Origin of the sequence: Bradyrhizobium sp. Ash2021 (genome assembly GCF_031202265.1) — a bacterium.
Lineage (GTDB): Bacteria > Pseudomonadota > Alphaproteobacteria > Rhizobiales > Xanthobacteraceae > Bradyrhizobium.
On record NZ_CP100604.1, the window covers coordinates 7,174,309 to 7,194,109 of the forward strand.

Annotated in this window: 19 protein-coding genes, 1 other RNA gene and 1 pseudogene; 9 read left to right on the plus strand and 12 right to left on the minus strand. The window is 62.2% G+C overall.

Annotated features, from left to right (window positions below):
* Window positions 1-142 precede the first annotated feature (142 nt).
* Window positions 143-1,858: a DUF262 domain-containing protein gene (locus NL528_RS34595; protein WP_309178853.1), complete on the minus strand. Its 1,716-nt coding sequence runs from the start codon at window positions 1,856-1,858 to the stop codon at window positions 143-145.
* Window positions 1,859-2,041: 183 nt separating this feature from the next.
* Between NL528_RS34595 and NL528_RS34600 the strand changes: the two are divergent.
* A pseudogene (locus NL528_RS34600) lies at window positions 2,042-2,251 on the plus strand (transposase); the annotation flags it as partial.
* A 388-nt stretch (window positions 2,252-2,639) separates the two neighbouring features.
* Here the strand turns inward: NL528_RS34600 and NL528_RS34605 are convergent.
* From NL528_RS34605 to NL528_RS34655, 11 genes are all read right to left on the minus strand, one after another.
* Window positions 2,640-4,145, minus strand: a complete 1,506-nt coding sequence (locus NL528_RS34605) for a Do family serine endopeptidase (protein WP_309178854.1) — start codon at window positions 4,143-4,145, stop codon at window positions 2,640-2,642.
* A 265-nt stretch (window positions 4,146-4,410) separates the two neighbouring features.
* On the minus strand, window positions 4,411-4,611 hold the full coding sequence (locus NL528_RS34610) for a DUF2065 domain-containing protein (protein ID WP_074274074.1): 201 nt from the start codon (window positions 4,609-4,611) through the stop codon (window positions 4,411-4,413).
* 87 nt (window positions 4,612-4,698) lie between these two features.
* Entirely contained in the window at window positions 4,699-5,607 is a 909-nt protein-coding gene (locus tag NL528_RS34615; RefSeq protein ID WP_309178855.1) for a protease modulator HflC, read from the minus strand.
* Window positions 5,604-6,749 carry an FtsH protease activity modulator HflK gene (gene hflK, locus NL528_RS34620; RefSeq protein WP_309178856.1) on the minus strand — a complete coding sequence of 382 codons (1,146 nt, stop codon included), beginning with the start codon at window positions 6,747-6,749 and terminating at the stop codon, window positions 5,604-5,606. Before hflK ends, NL528_RS34615 begins: the two co-directional genes overlap by 4 nt.
* 168 nt (window positions 6,750-6,917) lie before the next feature.
* Entirely contained in the window at window positions 6,918-7,430 is a 513-nt protein-coding gene (locus NL528_RS34625; protein WP_309178857.1) for a dihydrofolate reductase, read from the minus strand.
* Window positions 7,430-7,915 (minus strand): GNAT family N-acetyltransferase, encoded by a 486-nt coding sequence (locus tag NL528_RS34630; protein ID WP_309178858.1) that lies wholly within the window; start codon window positions 7,913-7,915, stop codon window positions 7,430-7,432. The genes NL528_RS34625 and NL528_RS34630 overlap by 1 nt, the downstream gene beginning before the upstream one ends.
* A 20-nt stretch (window positions 7,916-7,935) precedes the next feature.
* Window positions 7,936-8,730 carry a thymidylate synthase gene (locus NL528_RS34635; RefSeq protein WP_309178859.1) on the minus strand — a complete coding sequence of 265 codons (795 nt, stop codon included), beginning with the start codon at window positions 8,728-8,730 and terminating at the stop codon, window positions 7,936-7,938.
* Between the two features lie 193 nt (window positions 8,731-8,923).
* Window positions 8,924-10,441, minus strand: a complete 1,518-nt coding sequence (locus NL528_RS34640) for a tripartite tricarboxylate transporter permease (RefSeq protein ID WP_309178860.1) — start codon at window positions 10,439-10,441, stop codon at window positions 8,924-8,926.
* A gap of 7 nt (window positions 10,442-10,448) precedes the next feature.
* Window positions 10,449-10,949: a tripartite tricarboxylate transporter TctB family protein gene (locus NL528_RS34645; protein WP_309178861.1), complete on the minus strand. Its 501-nt coding sequence runs from the start codon at window positions 10,947-10,949 to the stop codon at window positions 10,449-10,451.
* Window positions 10,950-11,033: 84 nt separating this feature from the next.
* Window positions 11,034-11,567, minus strand: coding sequence for a chromate transporter (locus tag NL528_RS34650; protein ID WP_309178862.1), 534 nt, complete (start codon window positions 11,565-11,567; stop codon window positions 11,034-11,036).
* Window positions 11,564-12,175, minus strand: a complete 612-nt coding sequence (locus NL528_RS34655; protein WP_309178863.1) for a chromate transporter — start codon at window positions 12,173-12,175, stop codon at window positions 11,564-11,566. The genes NL528_RS34650 and NL528_RS34655 overlap by 4 nt, the downstream gene beginning before the upstream one ends.
* Window positions 12,176-12,256: 81 nt before the next feature.
* Between NL528_RS34655 and ssrA the strand changes: the two genes are divergently transcribed.
* From ssrA to NL528_RS34695, 8 genes are all read left to right on the plus strand, one after another.
* Window positions 12,257-12,616: a transfer-messenger RNA gene (gene ssrA, locus NL528_RS34660) on the plus strand.
* 159 nt (window positions 12,617-12,775) lie between these two features.
* Window positions 12,776-13,291, plus strand: coding sequence for a ClpXP protease specificity-enhancing factor SspB (locus tag NL528_RS34665; protein WP_309178864.1), 516 nt, complete (start codon window positions 12,776-12,778; stop codon window positions 13,289-13,291).
* A 198-nt stretch (window positions 13,292-13,489) separates the two neighbouring features.
* The gene (fumC, locus tag NL528_RS34670; protein WP_309178865.1) at window positions 13,490-14,905 is read left to right on the plus strand and encodes a class II fumarate hydratase; all 1,416 of its coding nucleotides are present in this window, start codon (window positions 13,490-13,492) and stop codon (window positions 14,903-14,905) included.
* Between the two features lie 279 nt (window positions 14,906-15,184).
* Window positions 15,185-15,373 (plus strand): DUF4169 family protein, encoded by a 189-nt coding sequence (locus NL528_RS34675; RefSeq protein ID WP_309178866.1) that lies wholly within the window; start codon window positions 15,185-15,187, stop codon window positions 15,371-15,373.
* Window positions 15,370-15,627, plus strand: a complete 258-nt coding sequence (locus NL528_RS34680; RefSeq protein ID WP_309178867.1) for a ribbon-helix-helix domain-containing protein — start codon at window positions 15,370-15,372, stop codon at window positions 15,625-15,627. Before NL528_RS34675 ends, NL528_RS34680 begins: the two co-directional genes overlap by 4 nt.
* A gap of 146 nt (window positions 15,628-15,773) precedes the next feature.
* A complete protein-coding gene (locus tag NL528_RS34685; RefSeq protein WP_309178868.1) occupies window positions 15,774-16,049 on the plus strand; it encodes a FeoA family protein in 276 nt (91 codons plus the stop codon).
* A gap of 20 nt (window positions 16,050-16,069) precedes the next feature.
* Window positions 16,070-17,941 carry a ferrous iron transporter B gene (locus NL528_RS34690; protein ID WP_309178869.1) on the plus strand — a complete coding sequence of 624 codons (1,872 nt, stop codon included), beginning with the start codon at window positions 16,070-16,072 and terminating at the stop codon, window positions 17,939-17,941.
* Window positions 17,942-18,064: 123 nt separating this feature from the next.
* A complete protein-coding gene (locus NL528_RS34695; RefSeq protein ID WP_309178870.1) occupies window positions 18,065-19,639 on the plus strand; it encodes an ABC-F family ATP-binding cassette domain-containing protein in 1,575 nt (524 codons plus the stop codon).
* Window positions 19,640-19,801: the final 162 nt, after the last annotated feature.

Consider the following 19,801-nt stretch of genomic DNA (forward strand, 5'->3'; position numbering starts at 1 on the left):
GCCGATCGACCGCCGCGAAGCCCGATCGGCGTAACCCGCCGTCTTCATTGCAAGCGAATGGCGGATTACGGCTTCCACCTTCTCGTTGAACGACCGCGCATAGATTCGATCGCCGATTTTGGATCAGTTGGAGAAACTTCAATCATTGGAAGCGCCATGTTGAAGCGGCAAGCTTGGCAAGATACGCCTGATGATGGTCAATATTTTTTCGGTCCCATACCGAATGCGCCGCAATTGCTTTGGTGGTGATTAGATCACTTGCTTCAAACACCTTCCGTTTATCCTCGAAAGATTTTCCACCGAGTTTGTTATTTCCGCTCTCTGTAAGCAGGCAGGTATTTCCGATTCTAGTGGCACACTCTTCGGTGATCGAAGGGTCTGCTGAAATTATAGATGACCAGTCGCCTCCTGGATTGCGCGGCAGTATATGTTCAACGGTCAAATTGCCGGGCGCAAGCTCTGGCGTCTTTGTCGAATTTTGGCGGATTGCCTCTTGCTCAATTCGACGCAGAAAATACTGAACCTTCTGATTGCTACGTTCCTGCTTGACGCGAAATGCTTGTTTGAAATCGTCGTCTGACGGATAGGAGTCCTTTAGCTCCTGAAATGCCAGCGCTGCGGTCTTGATCTCTTTGGCGTGTATCTTGCGAGCCAAGATAGCACAGGTGGTTTCAAATCGTCCGGTATTCCCACCACCAATTAATAGATAGCGAACGATTACTACTTCCAGCAAATCCAGAAGTTTCACTGTCTCTTTTGGATCAAAGCTGTTTAGCGCTGACAGAATTACGGGGTGCGTTTGCTGGCTTCCGAGGAGTCGGAGCGCTCTTACCGTCGTGCGCACCTCAGTCGGGTAGATCGACCAAATAGCATCGTCGGCAGAGTCTATAGCAGCATACTGTTCGGCAGCCGCTAGCATATCTACTGACAGGTCAATTGCAGCGTCTGGCGTGGCATATTCTTTCTTGAATGCACTAAACAGATCAACACTTCTAATGCGTCCGTGCCTCATCGTCCAAAAAGCTTTTAGAAAATTATCTGCGCGCACATTGCTTAGTGTTGCCATCATTTGCGCCCAGCGCTCTTCCATATCGCGAACGGCATCTGGCGACTTTTCGTCTGCCATTCCGAACAAATGATTTTTCACGAGGTCCAATGGAGAGAGGTCAAGGCCTCTGTCGTTCAATGTTTCGAAGATTGTATACGCAGCTTCCTCGCTAGCGACTGACAATTTGACGACGCTCACTTTGTCCCGCATAAAATTTACAAATCCAAAAAGATATTTAGCGGCTGTTTTTGCGTCTCCCTTTCCTTTGTCAAGTGCGAGCTGAGCAATTCGATCATGGGCATAAACCAATGACTCTAGTAATTTGCGATTTCGATCCTGCTTTTTTAGTTTGTCCAGTGCGGAGCGAATATCTGTAAGCGCAACTGACTTGATCACGTAATCTTTGAATGTCTTATCGTTCGCGGAGTTCATCGTCAGTCGGGGCTCTGGGTCTTTTTGCCCTAATTCGCTTCGTCCGATAAACCACTCTTGGATTTTTCCGGCGTCACCTTGATATTCGGAATACTGCGTCAGCCATCCTCTGATTGCAGAGAAAATGATGACGGCAGTTGCTAGCCTTTGTTGCCCGTCCAAAACGACCAGCCGTCCTGGATCGTTTAAAAAAACCATGAGGCCTAGAAAATAAACGCCGCTACTCTTTTCGAGAGCAGATTCGATATCATCGAAAAGCTGCCGTATTTCATCCTCGGTCCAAGAATAGTCCCGTTGATGATTAGGAACCGAGAAGCGATTATCCATAATCAACTTGCCGATACCCGCCGCTGGCGCTTCCGTGATCCCGGTGCTCATTGCCTACCTCGGATTTGGTCCATCAACCGACGATAGTGAAACACTCGCTTTTCAGCTAGGCGGATTACTGCTTCTTCCCACTTATCCGGTGGATTTCTATGAGCCTTCGCCCGGCGCGCTACGCCCCTCCGCAAGTCACGCATGTGGGGCGGACTGTCATCGCAGGTAGTCCCAATCCGCTTGGTTGAGTGTCAAAACTTGACCATGCGTATGTCTATGCGCCGATTTGCCCAGCTCACAAACGGTTTCAGCAAGAGGCTGGAAAGCTGCAGGCCGCCGTCTCGCTTCATTTTGCGCATTACAATAACGTGCGCATCCATAAGGGCCTTCGCGTCACGCCAGCTATGACGAGCGAACGTGAATGATCGGCTATGGTCGCTAGAGGAATTGGTCGAGCGAACGTCGAAGTGAAAAGGGGGCGCGGGGGACTCGAACCCCCAACATCCCGTTTGGCAAACGAGAGCCTCTACCAGTTGGGCTACCGCCGCACAGTGTGGAAAGACCGAAATCTCTCCACTGGTGCTCCGAGTTAAACCAATAGTACCAGAGAATTCAGGAAATTCAAATTAGGACACTACCGAGCCGTCCAGCGGCGGAACAAGCGGCACCCCCCTCACCCGGCGCTGCGCGCCGACCTCTCCCGCGCGAAGCGCGGGGCGAGGTGATGTCGCTGTCATTCCGGGATGGTCCGAAGGACCAGACCCGGAATCTCGAGATTCTCAGGTGCGCAATTGCGCACCTAGTTCGATGCTTTGCATCGCCCCGGAATGACGGGAACGCCCTACTGCACGCTCAGCGCCACGAAGCGCAGTTCGCCGTCGCCGTTGGCGACCATCAGCAGGACCGACTTCTTGCCGTCCTTCTTGAGCTGATCGACGCGCTTCTTGACGTCGGCGGCGTTGCTCACCGCTTCCTGCGCCACCTCGACGATGACGTCGCCGGCGGACAGCCGCTTGTCGGCGGCGTCCGAGGCGCCGTCGACACCGGTGACGATGACGCCCTTGACGGTGTCCTTGATCTTGTACTTGGCCCGCAGATCCTTGCTCAGCGTCGCGAGATCAAGGCCGAGCGCCTTTTGCGTCACCGGTTTCTCGGCCGGCTCTTCCTTGGCCTTGGCCGCAGCCTGCTGCACCTTGTCGGTATCCTCCAGGCGGCCGAGCGTCACTTTACGGGTTTCCTCGACGCCCTTGCGGATGATGACGACCTCGACTTCCTTGCCGACCGCGGTGTCGGCGACGACGCGCGACAGATCCTTCGGGTCCTTGACCTCCTTGCCGTCGAACTTGACGACGACGTCGCCGGGCTCGATGCCCGCCGGCTTCGCCGGACCCTTGTCGTCGACGCCGGCGACCAGCGCGCCGCGCGCGGGCTTGATGTTGAGGCTTTCGGCGATCTCGTCGGAGACCTGCTGGATGCGCACGCCGAGCCAGCCGCGGCGCAGCTCGCCGAACTGCCGCAGCTGGTCGACCACGCCTGCCACGGTTTTCGAAGGCACCGCAAAACCGAGACCGATCGAGCCGCCGGTCGGCGAGATGATCAGCGTGTTGACGCCGATCACTTCGCCCTCGAGATTGAACAGCGGTCCGCCGGAATTGCCGCGATTGATCGAGGCGTCGGTCTGGATGTAGTTGTCGTACGGGCCCTGGCTGATGTCGCGGTTGCGCGCCGACACGATGCCGGCGGTGACGGTGCCGCCGAGGCTGAACGGATTGCCGATCGCGATCACCCATTCGCCGAGCCGCAGCTTGTCGGAATCGCCGAACTTCACCGCGATCAGCGGCTTCACCGGCTTGAACTTCAAAACCGCGATATCGGTCTTCTTGTCGACGCCGACCAGCTCGGCCTTGATCTTGGTGCCGTCGTTCATGATCACGTTGATCTCGTCGGCGTCCGCGATGACGTGATTATTGGTGACGACGATGCCCGAGGTATCGACGATGAAACCGGAGCCGAGCGAATTGGTCTTGCGCGGCTGCATGTCGCCGCCGCCCTTGGAACCGCCGCCCGGCGCCCTGCGGTTCTTGAAGAAGTCGTCGAAGAATTCCTCGAACGGCGAGCCCGGCGGCAGTTGCGGCATTGCCCCGCGGTCGCCGCCGCCCTTGGCTTCGACGGTCTGCGAGGTCGAGATGTTGACGACGGCGTCGATCACCTTCTCGGCGATGTCGGCGATGCCGTCCGGCCCGCGCGCGAACGCCGGCGCCGCGCAGAGCATGCTCGCAGCGCCGAGCATGATCGCAGCTCCCATCAGGCGCAGGCGACGGCTCACGGCGGGTCTGGCAGCGGTCATATCGGCTTCTCTCCAGCGGGTCGATTTGGGGTCCACAGTGCGCCCGAACCGGCCTGCGGCGCAAGCATTTGAGCCGGACATTTCGGCGAAAAACCGGCTGGAAACGGGTAACGATTCCGTTGATTCGCAACGCGATTTTCTCCCCACCCGTCATTGCGAGCGAAGCGAAGCAATCCATCGTGCCAAGCAAAGAAAGAATGGATTGCTTCGTCGCTTCGCTCCTCGCAATGACGGAATAGAGAGCCGATTCGATCGGAACCAGCCGCTACCGCCTCACGAACCATATCAGGACCAGGCCCGCGACCGCCGATCCGATGCCGACGGCGCGCAGGATATTGTCGGGCGTCGCCAGCGCGCTCTTCATGGCGCGGCGCATCCAGGCCGGGCTGGCTGCGAACATCAGGCCTTCCAGCACGAACAGGATTCCCAAACCGATGAGGAAGTCGGCGAACGCAATGGACCTCATCGGATGGCAACCTCCCGTTTGATGTGCTTTTTTTGGTTCAGCAAAGCGGAACCCGCTTCGCTCAGTCTCGTGCCGGGCCGGCCAGGTTTACGGCTTCGCGGCGGCCGGCGCTGCGGCCTCCGGCGGATGACCGGACGGATTGGCGAAGAAGCGGAAGAACTCCGAATCCGGCCGCAGCAGGAAGCGGGTATCGCTGCTCTTCAGGCCGGTCTCATACGCGGTCATCGAGCGATAGAACGCGAAGAAGTCCGGATCCTTGCCATAGGCTTCGGCGAACAGGCGGTTGCGTTCGGCGTCGCCGGCGCCGCGCGTCTGCTCGGCGGTCGAGTTGGCTTCGGCGATGATGACGGTCGCCTCGCGATCGGCCTTGGAGCGGATCTCCTGCGCCTTCTGGCCACCCTGGGCGCGGAACTCGGCGGCTTCGCGCTGCCGTTCGGTCTGCATGCGCTGGTAGACCGCCTGGCTGTTCTGCTCCGGCAGATCGGCACGCCGGATCCGCACGTCGACCACCTGGATGCCGTAACCGTCGGCCTCCTTGTCGAGCTGATCGCGAATCCGCGCCATCAGGGCCTCGCGCTGGTCGCGCACCACCGTGATGAAAGTGACCTCGCCCAGCACGCGGCGCAGCGACGCGTTCAACAGCGTCGTGAGCTGGATGTTGGCGGCCTGGATCGAGCCGACGCTCTGATAGAAGCGCAGCGCGTTCTTGATGCGATAGCGGGCGAAGGCGTCGACCACCAGCCGCTTCTGATCCGACGCAATCACTTCCTGCGACGGGTTTTCCAGATCGAGGATGCGTTTGTCGATCGAGATCACGGTGTCGATGAACGGCGCCTTGAAGTTCAGGCCCGGCTCAGAGACGACGCGGATGGGCTCGCCGAGCCGAACCACCAGTACCTGCTCGGTCTGGGCTACGGTGAAGACCGAGCTGTAGCCGACGATAATGACGATAAACAGCGCGATCAGGGTAACGATGCCTGCAATGGGAGATCTCATCGCGTGCCTCCACCCTGCTGCGGCTGGCCGGTCGTGGCCGGCGCGGGCGGCCGCTTGGGCGTCAACTCGCTCAAGGGCAGATACGGCACGATGCTCTGCGAGCCGCCGCCGTCATAGACGAGCTTCTCGGAGCCGCCGAGCACGCGCTCCATCGTCTCCAGATAAATCCGTTGCCGCGTCACATCAGGCGCCTTCTTGTATTCGTCATAGACTTTCAGGAAGCGCGCGCTCTGGCCCTTGGCCTCGGCGATCGCCTGTTGCTGGTAGCCTTCGGCAACCTGCAGGATTTGCGCGGCGCGGCCGCGGGCGTCGGGGACGACGCGGTTGGCATAGGTCTGCGCTTCGTTCTGCAGGCGCTCGAGATCGGCGCGCGCGGCCTGGACGTCGCGGAAGGAATCGATCACCTGCGCCGGTGGGTCGACCTTCTGCATCTGGACCTGCTGGACCAGGATGCCTGCACCATAGCTGTCCAGCGTCTTCTGCATCAGTTCCTGGACGTTGGCTTCCGTGGTGGTGCGGGCGCCGGTCAGGATCGGCTGGATTTGGGCTTTGCCAACGGCCTCGCGCATCGCGCTTTCGGCGACCGCCTTCACGGTGCCTTCGGGATTCTGGATGTTGAAGAGATAATCGCCGACGCCGTCGGGCTTGATCCGCCACAACACCGTGAAGTCGACGTCGACGATGTTCTCGTCGCCGGTCAGCATCAGGCTTTCCTCCGGCACATCGCGCATGGTGCGGCCGCGCCGCGCCGGATCGTCGATCAAGGTCATGCCGATCGAGATGGTGGAGACGCGCAGCGCCTTCGGCAGCAGCACGGTCTCGATCGGATAGGGCAGATGATAGTTCAGGCCGGGCTGCACGGTGCGCACATGCTTGCCGAAGCGCAGCACGACGCCGAGCTCTTCGGACTGGACGCGGAAAAAGCCGGACAATCCCCAGATCGCCAGGGCGCCGACCAGAACCAGCGCGATGCCCATGCCGCTGAAATGGCCGCCGGGCAGAAGCTGCTGCAGCCGGTCCTGACCGCGGCGCAGAAGGTCCTCAAGATCGGGTGGCCGTGGCCCGACCGACTGCGGACCGGAGCCCCACGGCCCTTTCGGACCCGAGCCCCAGGGGCCCCCGCCTTGATTCTTCCACGGCATCGATAATCTCCTAAGGCGGGGTCCGGGACCACCGGTTTGGGCACGATGCCCAGCCTCGCAACTCGCCCGGCTTTATAGGGGACCGCCCGGGCCCTTACAACGCAAGCTTCCAGTGCAACGAGCTATGCTTGAGGCCACAATTGTCAATGCAAACATTGGTTAGCGCGGTTAATGCGGCCTTCGCCGTCGATATGTCACATAGGAAAAGTCGGCACTATCGGCCGGACCGGCCGGATTTCGCACGCGCGCGACCTCTTGCCAAACCGCGGGCTCAATTGCGGCGAAACGTGTATCGCCGTCAGGCCGGGCATGCACTTCGGTGATTTCCAGCCGGTCGGCGCACTCCATCCACTGCGCGTAGATCTCGGCGCCGCCGATCACCGCGATCTCAGTGGCGAAACGCCGCAGCGCGTCGCCTGTGGCGATCGCCCTGGCGTTGGCAAAGGAATTGGTCACCACCACGCCGGCGGCGCGAAAATCCGGATCGCGCGTCACCACGATGTTGGTTCGCCCGGGCAGCGGCCGGCCGATCGAGACGAAGGTCTTGCGTCCCATCACCACCGGCTTACCCGACGTCAGCGCCTTGAAGCGCTGCATGTCGGATTTCAGCCGCCACGGAATGGCGCCGCCGGCGCCGATCACGCCGTTCTCGGCGACCGCCACGATGAGCATGACTTCCATCAGCGCGCCCCCTGCGCCAGCGCGGTCAACGCCGGGCCGGTGACCCGGCATACCGTCCACTCGTCCATCAGCACCGCGCCCAGCGATTTATAGAATTCGATCGACGGCGTATTCCAGTCCAGCACCGACCATTGCAGGCGCGACCAGCCATTCGCCTCGCACTGCCTGGCGAGATTGGCCAGCAGCGCCTTGCCGATGCCCTTGCCGCGCAGCGCCGGACGGACGAACAGATCTTCCAGATAGATTCCGGAGCGGCCGCTGAAGGTCGAGAAATTGACGAACCAGACCGCGAAGCCGGCCGGCTCGCCGTCCCACTCCGCCATCTCGCAAAACAGCCGCGGATGATCGCCGAACAACGCGGCGTCGATGTCGGCTTCGGTGGCTTCGACCTCGTGCAGCAGTTTTTCGTACTCGGCGAGTTCGCGAACCAGCGACAGGACAAGTCCGGCCTCACCGGGGCGCGCACGGCGGATGGTGAGAGACATTCAGTCGCTCACACCGCGGCTCATACAGCCACCTGCGCCTTGATGTGCGGATGCGGGTCGTAGCCTTCGAGCACGAAATCCTCGTAGCGGAACGCGAATATGTCCTTCACGTCCGGATTGATCTTCATGACCGGCAATGGCCGCGTCGGCCGCGTCAGCTGCAGCCGCGCCTGTTCGAGGTGGTTCGAGTAAAGATGCGCATCGCCAAGCGAGTGCACGAAGTCGCCCGGCTTCAATCCGGTGACCTGCGCCACCATCATGGTCAGCAGCGCATAGGAGGCGATGTTGAAGGGCACGCCGAGGAAGACGTCGGCCGAGCGCTGATAGAGCTGGCACGACAATTTGCCATTGGCGACGTAGAACTGGAACAGGCAGTGGCACGGCGGCAGCGCCATCTTGTCGACGTCGGCCGGATTCCAGGCGCTGACGATCAGCCGCCGCGAATCCGGGTTGCGCTTGATCATGTCGATGACGTTGGAAATCTGGTCGATGCTGCGGCCGTCCGGCGCCGGCCACGACCGCCATTGCGAGCCATAGACCGGACCGAGATCGCCATTGGCGTCGGCCCATTCATCCCAGATCGAGACGCCGTTATCCCTGAGGTATTTGATGTTGGTGTCGCCGGCCAGAAACCACAGCAATTCGTGCACGATCGATTTCAGCGGCAGCCGCTTGGTGGTCAGCATCGGAAAGCCGGCCGACAGGTTGAAGCGCATCTGGTGGCCGAAGATCGACAGCGTGCCGGTGCCGGTGCGGTCGTGCTTCTCCGCGCCGTCGGCGAGGATCCGTTCGAGCAGATCGTGGTACTGGTTCATGGCGGTCGGTATCTCAGCCTTGTCCGGAAGGCGTATTTAGCGGCAAGACGATTTAGCGGTCCTGCGGCCGATCGACAGCACCGATTCGGCCGTATGGCGGCATTATACCCGGAAAAATGAGAGTTCCGCCCCAAAACGACAAGGGCGGAACCTTGAGGTTCCGCCCTTGATCTACCGGCCCTGTGGAAGCCGCTTAACTCTCTGACTCCACGAACACTTCGTCGCGTTTCTTGCGCAGCGTCGGCAGCAATGCCAGCACCAGCAGGAAGGCCGCGATCGCCATCAGCACCGCCGACAACGGACGGGTCAGGAACACCGACCAGTCGCCGCGCGAGATCAACAGTGCGCGGCGCAGGTTTTCTTCCATCAGCGGTCCCAGCACCATGCCGAGCAGCAGCGGCGCCGGCTCGAAATCGTGCTTGATCAGCCAGTAGCCGACCAGCCCGAAGGCGCCGGCGAGCACGACGTCGACGGGTGCGTTGTTGATGGAATAGATGCCGATCGCGCAGAAGATCACGATCGAGGGGAACATCAGCCGGTACGGCACCCGCAACAGCCGCACCCAGATGCCGACCAGCGGCAGGTTGATGACGATCAGCATCAGATTGCCGATCCACATCGAGGCGATCATGCCCCAGACCAGCTCGGGCTGCTTCTGCATCACCTGCGGGCCGGGCACGATGCCGTGAATGGTCATCGCGCCGACCATCAGCGCCATCACGGCGTTGGGCGGAATGCCGAGCGTCAACAGCGGGATGAACGAGGTCTGGGCCGCGGCGTTGTTGGCGCTTTCCGGCGCCGCCACGCCCTCGATCGCGCCGCGGCCGAACCGCGACGGATCCTTGGCGATCTTCTTCTCCAGCGTATAGGCCGCGAACGAGGCGATGACCGCGCCGCCGCCCGGCAGGATGCCGAGGATCGATCCGAGGATCGTGCCGCGGACGATGGCCGGGAACGAGTCCTTCAAATCCTTCCTGGTCGGCATCAACCCGGTGATCTTCTGCTGCACCAGATCGCGGTCCATCTCGGCGCCGGCGTCGAGATTGCGGATGATCTCCGCGAACCCGAACACGCCCATCGCCACGGTCGCGAAGCCAAGACCATCGGCGAGCTCGGGGATGTTGAACGCCATGCGCGAGGCGCCGGTCTCGATGTCGGAGCCGACCATCGACAGCAACAGCCCGAACACGATCATCGCGATCGCCTTGAGCACGGAGCCCTTGGCCAGCACCACCGCGAAGATCAGGCCGAGCACCATCAGCGAGAAATATTCCGCAGGCCCGAACGCCAGCGCGAGTTTCGTCAACGGCGCGCCGAGCACCGCAATCAGCACGGTGGCGACGCAGCCGGCAAAGAACGAGCCGATCGCGGCGATCGCCAGCGCCGGGCCGGCACGGCCCTGCTTGGCCATCTGGAAACCGTCCAGCGTGGTCACGACCGATGTCGCCTCACCCGGGATATTGACCAGGATCGAGGTGGTCGAGCCGCCATATTGCGCGCCGTAATAAATGCCGGCGAGCATGATCAGGGCGCCGACCGGCGGCAGTCCGAAGGTGATCGGCAGCAGCATCGCAACGGTGGCGATGGTGCCGATGCCCGGCAGCACGCCGACCAGCGTGCCGACCAGCGCGCCGATCAGGCAGAGCATCAGATTGATCGGCGAAAAGGCGACGCCAAAGCCGAGGCCGAGATTGTGAAAGAGATCGACCATCGCGCCCTCACTGAACCAGGAAGCGCGGGAAGAGCTGCAGCGGCAGCCCCAGCGCATAGGGGAAAAGCAGACTGCACCCGATCGTCAGGCAGATGCCGACGATGATGGTTTCCCTCCACCTCGTCTCCGGGGTGCCCAGCGCCGAAACGATGAAGCTGACGAACGCGGAGATCACGAGGCCGAGCGGACGGATCGTGATGGCGAAGGAAACGATCGCCAGCGACACGAACAGCGGACCTCGCCAGGCATAGTGCGCCAGGTGCGGACCTTCGGTGACGATTCCGACGACCGTGATCGCGGCGCCCAGCGCCAGCAGCAGCACGGCGAACATCCGCGGCGCGGTGCCGGCGCCGAACGAGAACCCGTGCATGCCCTGCAGATCGCTCGACGCCCACAGCGCGAACAGCGCAATCGCCATCAGCGCGATGCCGCCGACAAAATCCTGCGGACCACGAACCCATTTCGGCATGATGTATTTGACCGGCACGTGGCCCGGCGAATCACTCATCGATCTCTCTCCCCAACAGGGTTTCTCGCCCATTCTGTTTGGATGGTGCTTGGTGCAGACCCCGGTCCTGCCTACCGATTTTCCTCAGATAACGCCAGCGAAACCCAACAGCCCCCCGGCCAGCAGCATCCAGAACGGGTTGAGCCGCGTGGCAAAGGCGAGCGCGGCGGCGGCGGCCGTCATCAGGGCCGCGACCCAGGTCCGGTCGGCGGCTTGCGCCAAAATCAGGCCGCTGGCGCCCATCAGGCCGATCGAAAGCGGAACCAGGGCCGCCTGAATGGTCGCGGGCCAGCGCGACTGGCTCGATCGCGCCAGAAAACGGCTCACACAATAGGCTAGCATGGCAGTGGGGCCGCACATCGCCAATGTGGCGGCCAGCGCCCCTGCAATTCCCGCAACCGAATAGCCGATCAGGGTCACGATCAGCACGTTCGGCCCCGGCGATAGCTGGGAAATGGCGTAGATGTCGGCGAATTGCTTGTCGGTCAGCCAATGCTGAATGTCGACCGCGATCCGGTGCATTTCGGGAATCGCGGCGTTGGCGCCGCCCACCGCAAACAGTGACATCAGGCCGAACGTCCAGACCAGCGTCGCGATTGGATTGTCGCCGGAGTTCATGAGGTCGCCCGCCGTCGCATGACAAAGTTGATGGCAAGGCTGAGCGGGATCGCCGCCAGCAGCACGGCCGCCAGCGGCAGGCGCAGCGGGCCGATGGCAATGAAAACCGCGACCATCAGCCCAAGGCCGATCACGTCGCGCTTCTTGATCAGCGGCATCATCATTCGGAAGACGACCGCGATCGCGAGCCCGACCGCGGCGCACGACACGCCGGCCAGGATGCGCCGCAACACGTCGATTTCGCCATATCGCGCGTACAGCGCGCCCAAAATCGTCATCAGCGCCATCGGCGGGAGCAGCAATCCGGCAAAGGCCGCAATGCCGCCCGCAATGCCGCGGAAACGCGCCCCGAACACCATCGACAGATTGACGATGTTCGGCCCCGGCAGGAAATGGCACAGCGCAAAGGTCTCGTTGAATTCCTCCGCCGTCATCCAGCGGTGCTGCTCGACGATGCCGCGCCGCGCCCAGACCAGAACCCCGCCAAAGCCCGCCAGCGACATCTTGGCGAACGCAAAGAACAACTCGGCCAGGCCGGGCCGGTTGGGCGGGTGAGCGGCTGCAATATCCGGCGCCGGGACGGCGGCCGGCGAGGAATCCGGAGGCATGCCTCCAGATTTAACGGAGCCGCAGGGCCGACACCAATGCAAAATTGGCGCGTTTTGCGGCGCGGAATGCGGGGTGCAATGGCTCTGTTTTTCTCAACTTTTGCACCCTATATTAGGGGTGCCGGTTCGCCGGCTATGGAAATAAATTGCCGTCGCAATAAACCATTCGGACCCGGGGGCAGTACCCGGCGCCTCCACCCAAGCCCACCCTTCCAATCGGCGGGTTTCGGTGGGGGCGAAACAGGATCGACGAGGGCGTAAAGGGCGTGTTTTTTCCCGGTATGGTTCCGCCGTTATCGGGCTATGCAATAGTTGCAAACGACAACTATGCTCCGGTTGCTCAGGCTGCGTAACGCAGTTTGAAAGACCAAGTCTAAAGTCCTGATGGGTTAAGCTCCGTCAGGCGGGGTCCGGAGGCACCTGGCAACAGAAGCCTCCACTTCATTCCTTCACTTCCTTGCGATTTGCCGCTCGGCCGGGCATTTCTGCTGCAAATTCGTTCCATGACGGCTGCTGACCTGCGGCCGCCGCCGGGGTACCATGGGGCAAAGGCGAGTCGGGCGACCGGCGGCGTCACTTTCTCAACACAACAGGACCACCATGGCGACCGATCACATCCGTTACGACGTGCTGACGCGCGACGCGCTACGCGGGGTGCTGCGCCGTGTGCTGACCGACGCCGCCGAACACGGCCTGCCCGGCGAGCATCATTTCTTCATCACCTTCCTGTCCACGGCCGAGGGCGTAAAGCTGTCGCCGCGGCTGCTCGCGCAATATCCGGAAGAGATGACAATCATCCTGCAGCATCAGTTCTGGGATCTGGTGGTGACCGAGGATCGCTTCGAGGTCGGCCTGTCGTTCGGCGGCATTCCCGAGCGGCTGGTGGTCCCGTTCGCGTCGATCAAGAGTTTTCTCGATCCCTCGGTGAAGTTCGGGCTGCAGTTCGAACCGACCGAGGCCGAAGTCGAGACGCCGGCGGCAAAACTCCCCGCCGTTCCTCCGGCCCCGGCCTTGCCGGTTGCGGCAACCGAGTCCGCGGCCGAGAGCGAGGCCGAGCCGGCCAAGCCGAGCGAAGGCGCCGAAGTGGTGCGGCTGGATCGTTTTCGCAAGAAATAATTCGCGCGCGGGAAATTGCGCGACGCTGCAACGGGATGATTTCTCTTCGAGAAATCATCCCGCCTGGCTTTTTGTTTTGAGCAGGATCTCCGCGCAAACGCGTTGCGCGTTTGTCGCGAGGGAAAACCGGTACCCACTTTTGCGGATCATGCGGTAGAATGTTCGTCCCGCCGTTCCGCGGCGCAACGGACATTATTCATGGCTCGATCCCCAGCAACATCGCGAAACAAAACCCGCAGCGAGACCGACAGCTTCGGTCCAATCGACGTTGCCGCCGATCGCTACTGGGGCGCGCAGACCGAACGCTCGAAGCAGAATTTCCGCATCGGCCAGGACCGGATGCCGATGCCGGTCGTGCATGCGCTCGGCATCGTCAAGCTCGCCGCTGCGCAGACCAATCGCGACCTCGGCCTGATCGACGCGCGCCGGACCGGGGCCATCACCCGCGCCGCGCGCGAGGTGATCGAGGGCAAGCTCGACGATCATTTTCCGCTGGTGGTGTGGCAGACCGGCTCCGGCACCCAGACCAACATGAACCTCAATGAGGTGATCGCCAACCGCGCCAACCAGATGCTCGGCGGCGAACTCGGCGCCAAGAAGCCGATCCACCCCAACGACCACGTCAATATGAGCCAGTCGTCGAACGATTCATTCCCGACCGCGATGCATATCGCCGCGGCGCAGGGCATCGTCGCCAACCTGATCCCGGCGCTCGGCGAGTTGCACCGCGAATTGCGCAAAAAAGAAAAGGCTTTTGCGAAAATCGTCAAGATCGGCCGCACCCACACCCAGGATGCGACGCCGCTGACGCTGGGCCAGGAGTTTTCCGGCTACGCCGCCCAGGTCGAGAGCGGCATCGCGCGGCTTCGTGTCGCGGTGAAGGATCTGTTGCCGCTGGCGCAAGGCGGCACCGCGGTCGGCACCGGGCTTAATTCCAAACCGCGATTCGCAAAACTGTTCGCCAAACACGTCGCCAAAATTACGAAACTGCCTTTCAGCAGCGCGCCCAACAAATTCGAGGCGCTGGCCTCCAACGACGCCTATGTGATGGTGCACGGCGCGATCAACTCGGTGGCGACCGGCCTGTTCAAGATCGCCAACGATATTCGCCTGTTGGGATCGGGCCCGCGTTCCGGCCTCGGCGAATTGATCCTGCCGGAAAACGAACCGGGCTCGTCGATCATGCCGGGCAAGGTCAACCCGACCCAATGCGAAGCGATGACGATGGTCTGCTGCCAGGTGTTCGGCAACCAGACCGCGGTCACCGTGGCCGGCAGCCAGGGCCATTTCGAGCTGAACGTGTACAAGCCGGTGCTGGCATATTGTATGATGCATTCCATCCAACTGTTGTCGGACGTCGTTCGTTCATTCACCGAGCATTGCGTTGTGGGAATACGCGCCGACGAAAAGCGCATCCGGGACTTGATGGAACGTTCGCTGATGCTGGTGACCGCGCTCGCGCCCAAAATTGGCTACGACAGCGCCGCGAAGGTCGCCAAGACGGCGCATGCGAACGGCACCACATTGAAGGAAGAGGCTGTGCGGCTTGGCTTTGTTACTGCAGCGGAATTTGATCGTCTCGTGCAGCCGGACAAAATGACACACCCGGGCTGATCGTCGTACGAGCCCCGGGAAACTACGGGTGAGTGCGTGGTATAATTATAGATCATAACGCTTAGAGAATGAGGCCGTTTATCTATCGGCGTCGCGTTGACGCATGCTAGAGCCACAAAATATTTAGTTTTCGCAGAGCGAAATACATTTTTTGATGCTATCAGAGAGCGTCGAACGGGGATTCTGGATGACCATCTACTCTGCTTGCGCGCAGCGCGGCCAAGCTTGTTATCGCAACAAGCTCTCACGCCTTCCGGCCATGGGATGATGGAGGTGGGCATGGGGGAATTGGTCAACCTGAAGCGGTTCAAGAAGCGCAGCGAGAAAGAGCAATCGGCAAAACAGGCCGATGCCAACCGCGCCCGGTTCGGCCGCACCAAATCCGAGCGCGCGCGCGACGAGATCAGCAGCGATCGCGCCCGCGATCTCCTGGATCAGCACCGGATCGATGGCGGAGACGCATCATGAAGTCGCCCGTCGTCAAACGCTCGATCGTGGTCGCCGGTCACAAGACCAGCGTCAGCCTCGAAGAGGCCTTCTGGAACGGCATGAAGGAAATCTCGGGCCTGCGAAACATGACGCTGTCCGAACTGGTCGGCGAGATCGACAGCAATCGTCAGCAGGGCAATCTGTCGTCGGCGATCCGTCTTTTCGTGCTGGATTATTTCCGCACCCGAGCCGTGCCAACGGCGGCGCCCCCGGATGCAAGGCCGCAGGCCTGATCGCGCCTCAATCGAACCGTCGCAGCCAGGCAATTCGGCCTCCGTGCGGGCGATGAGCCATCCAGCCTGTTTAAAATCGTTCTAAGCTCACGCGTCGTTGCAGCCGCCGCGCTTGACCTATCGCTCCGCGATTAGCAAGACAAGTCATGACCGAAGCAAACGACGCGCGTCCGCAATTGCCGCTGGGTTTGGCCAAACGCGGCTATTCCGGCGTGATCCACCGCATCGCGGCCGCCGACGCGGGCTCGGCGCTCTCGGACATCGAGCTCGAAAGCCGGCTGATCGAGCTCGGCTTTGTCGAAGGCGCCCGGGTCGAAGTGCTCCATGAAGGCATCGTGGGCGGCGATCCGATCGCCGTCCGCGTAGAGAACGTCACCATCGCCGTACGCCGCCGCGAGGCGATGGCCATCATTGTCGCCTGAGGCGAACGGGACTTTACGCCATGGAAGCTCCATTGATGCATCTCGCACTGGTCGGCACGCCGAACAGCGGCAAGACCGCGCTTTTCAATGCGCTCACCGGCAGCCGTCAAAAGGTCGCGAACTATCCCGGCGTGACCGTCGAGCGCAAACAAGGGTCGTTCGTCACGCCGCTCGGACGTCAGGTTTCGCTGGTCGACCTGCCCGGCACCTATTCGCTGCGCGGCCGCAGCCCCGATGAGGAAATCACCCGCGACATGGTGCTCGGCCGGACGCCCGGCGAGACGGTGCCGGACCTGGTGCTCTGCGTCGCCGATTCCACCAATCTGCGGCTGACCATCCGCCTCGTGCTCGAACTCAAGCGCACCGGCCGGCCCCTGGCGTTGGTGCTCAACATGTTCGACATCGCGACGCGGCGCGGCGTCACCGTGGACGTGGCGCAACTGTCGCAAGCGCTCGGCGTGCCGGTCGTGACATCGATTGCGGTGCGCAAGGGTGGCACCGCCGATCTGTTGCGATTGACCGACGAGATCTCGGCGCAAGGCCAGTTGCCGGCGTCGCAAAATCGCTGGGAGCCCCTGACGGTCGCGCAGTTGCGCGCCACCCAGCGCGAGGCCGATCGCATCATCGCGGCAACCGTCAGCCTGCCGACGCGGCCCGATACCTGGACCTCGCGCATCGACGCCGTGGTGCTGCACCCGGTGGCGGGGCTGGCGATCCTGGCGCTGATCCTGTTCGTGATGTTCCAGGCGGTGTTCGCCTGGGCGCAGCCTTTGATGGAAGCGCTGTCGTCGGCGTTCGCCGCCCTCGGTCAGCTGGTGCATGACACCCTGCCCGCCGGGCTCCTGCAAAGCTTCCTGCAGAACGGCGTGATTTCCGGCGTCGGCAGCGTGGTCGTGTTCCTGCCGCAGATCATCATCATCTTCCTGTTCATCCTGCTGCTGGAAGATTTCGGCTACATGGCACGCGCGGCGTTCCTGATGGACCGCATCATGGGCGGCGCCGGCCTGCACGGCCGCGCGTTCATCCCGCTGCTGTCGAGCTTTGCCTGCGCTATCCCCGGCATCATGGCCACAAGGGTGATAGACAATCGCCGCGACCGGCTGACCACCATCCTGATCGCGCCGCTGATGACCTGTTCGGCGCGGATCCCGGTCTACACGCTGATCATTTCAGCCTTCATTCCCGACACACAGGTTTGGGGCTGGCTCAATCTGCGCGGCCTCGTAATGTTCGGCCTCTATGCGGTCGGCATCGCCAGCGCGCTCGGCGTGTCGTTCCTGATCAAGTTCTTCATGCTGCGCGACTACGCGCCCGCGCCCTTCATGCTGGAATTGCCCGACTACAAGCTGCCGCGCCTGAAAAGCATCGCGATCGGCATCTACACGCGGGCAAAGATGTTCCTGCAGCGCGCCGGGACCACGATTTTCTCGATGATGGTGCTGATCTGGTTCCTGGCGTCGTTCCCGCTGCCGCCGGCCGGCGCGCAGGACCCGGCGATCAACTACAGTTTCGCCGCCATGATCGGCAAGGCGCTCGAACCGCTGCTGGCCCCATTGGGGTTCAACTGGCAGATCGCCGTGGCGCTGATCCCGGGTATGGCGGCGCGCGAAGTCGCCGTCGCTGCGCTCGGCACCGTCTACGCCATCGAGGGCGGCAAGGAAGCCGCCGAGCAGATCGGGCAAGTGCTGGCCACCAAATGGAGCCTCGCCACTGCACTGTCGCTGCTGGCCTGGTACATTTTCGCGCCGCAATGTGCCTCGACGCTGGCGGTGATCCGCCGCGAAACCGGCAGCTCGAAATGGATGGTGATCACCTTCGCCTACATGCTGGCGCTGGCCTATGTCGCGAGCTTGGCGACCTACCAGATCGCGGTGGCGCTCGGCGCCGGCTAAATCCGCTTGCGCTGAGCACGCCGAGTTTCTAGAAACAAGGACCGAACTCAAACCCCATGGAGACCGAAATGGATATCGCCAGCCTCACCGCTCCGCGAAACCTGTCCATTCTGGAAGTTCTCCATGTCCGCGTTTGTTATTCTGGATTCCATCTCCCTCACCACGCCTGACGGACGCACGCTATTCGACGGACTGACGCTTGCGCTCGGGCGCGAGCGAACCGGCCTGGTCGGACGCAACGGTTGCGGCAAGTCGACGCTGCTGCATCTGATCGCGGGCGGAATCGAACCGGCGATCGGGTCGATGCAACGCACAGGCTCGATCGGCATGCTGGCCCAGCTTGCGGATGAGCGCCAATCCGTCAGCCAGGCGCTTGGCGTCGCCGGCGATCTCGCGCGCATGCGGCGGCTCGAACAGGGCGACGGCTCGCTCGACGATGCCGCCCAGGCCGACTGGACGCTGGAGACCCGGCTGCAAGCCGCGTTGATGGAAACCGGTCTGCCTGATTTGGCGCTGGATCGTCCGATCGCCTCCCTGAGTGGCGGCGAACGCACGCGGGTGGCGCTCACACGTCTCCTGATCGAGGCCCCGGACCTGCTGCTGCTGGACGAGCCGACCAACAATCTCGACGCCGACGGAAGGCTGGCGGTGGCGCAATTGCTCGAACGCTGGCAAGGCGGCGTCATCGTCGCCAGCCACGACCGCGCGCTGCTGGAGCACGTCGATCGCATCATTGAACTGACGCCGATCGGCGTCACGCTGTTCGGCGGCGCGTGGAGCGCCTTTGCCGGACAACGCGATGCCGCGAGAGCCCGCGCCGAGGCGGATCTTGATCGTGCCTCGGATGCCTTTCGCAACACCGAGCGCGCCGTTCAGAAAGCAAAGGAGAAGAAGGCGCGCCGCGACAAGGCCGGTCGCGCCTGGCGCGCCAAGGGCATCGAGGACAAGATGTTCATGGACCGGGAGAAGGAGCGCGCCGAAAACAGCAGCGCGCGCGACAGCCGTCTCGCCGACCGCCTGATCGGCGACCGCGCGCAAGCGCTCGAGGAAGCCCGCGCGCGGGTCGAAATATTGACGCCGCTGGCGATCGATCTGCCGGACACCGCGCTGCCGGCCGGTCGCGAACTCGTCAGCTTCAGCGACGTGGCGATGGCGTTCGACGGCCGCGCCTTGTTCGGCCCGCTGTCATTCGCGGTGCGCGGCCCCGAGCGGATCGCGATCCGCGGCGCCAACGGCACCGGCAAGAGCACGCTGCTTCGGCTCATCGCCGGAGAGCTCAAGCCCAGCGCCGGAACCATCCACCGCCCGACCGATCGCGTCGCCGTACTCGACCAGCATGTCGGCCTGCTCGATCAAGCCTCAAGCATCCTCGATAATCTCCGCCGGCTGAATCCTGACCTGTCCGGCAATGATGCGCACGCAGCGCTGGCGCGGTTTGCCTTCCGCAACAAGGCGGCGTTGCAGATATCAGGCACGCTCAGCGGCGGCGAGCGCCTGCGCGCGGGACTGGCCTGCGTGTTCGCAAGACCGCAGCCGCCGTTCCTGTTGCTGCTGGACGAACCGACCAACCATCTCGATCTCGCCTCGATCGAAGAGCTGGAAACTGCGCTGCGCGAATTCGACGGCGCGCTGATCGCGGTCAGCCACGACACGACATTTTTGCAGGCGATCGGGATCGAGCGGGAGATTATGCTTTAAGGTGTGATCGCTTGGGTTGAAGAGACACGCCTGTCTTAACCCCGTCATTGCGAGCAGAGCGAAGCAATCCGTCCCTCCACCAAAAGAAAGAATGAATTGCTTCGTCGCGGAGCCTGTCATCGGGCGCGCATTCGCGCGACCCGTTGGCTCCTCGCAATGACG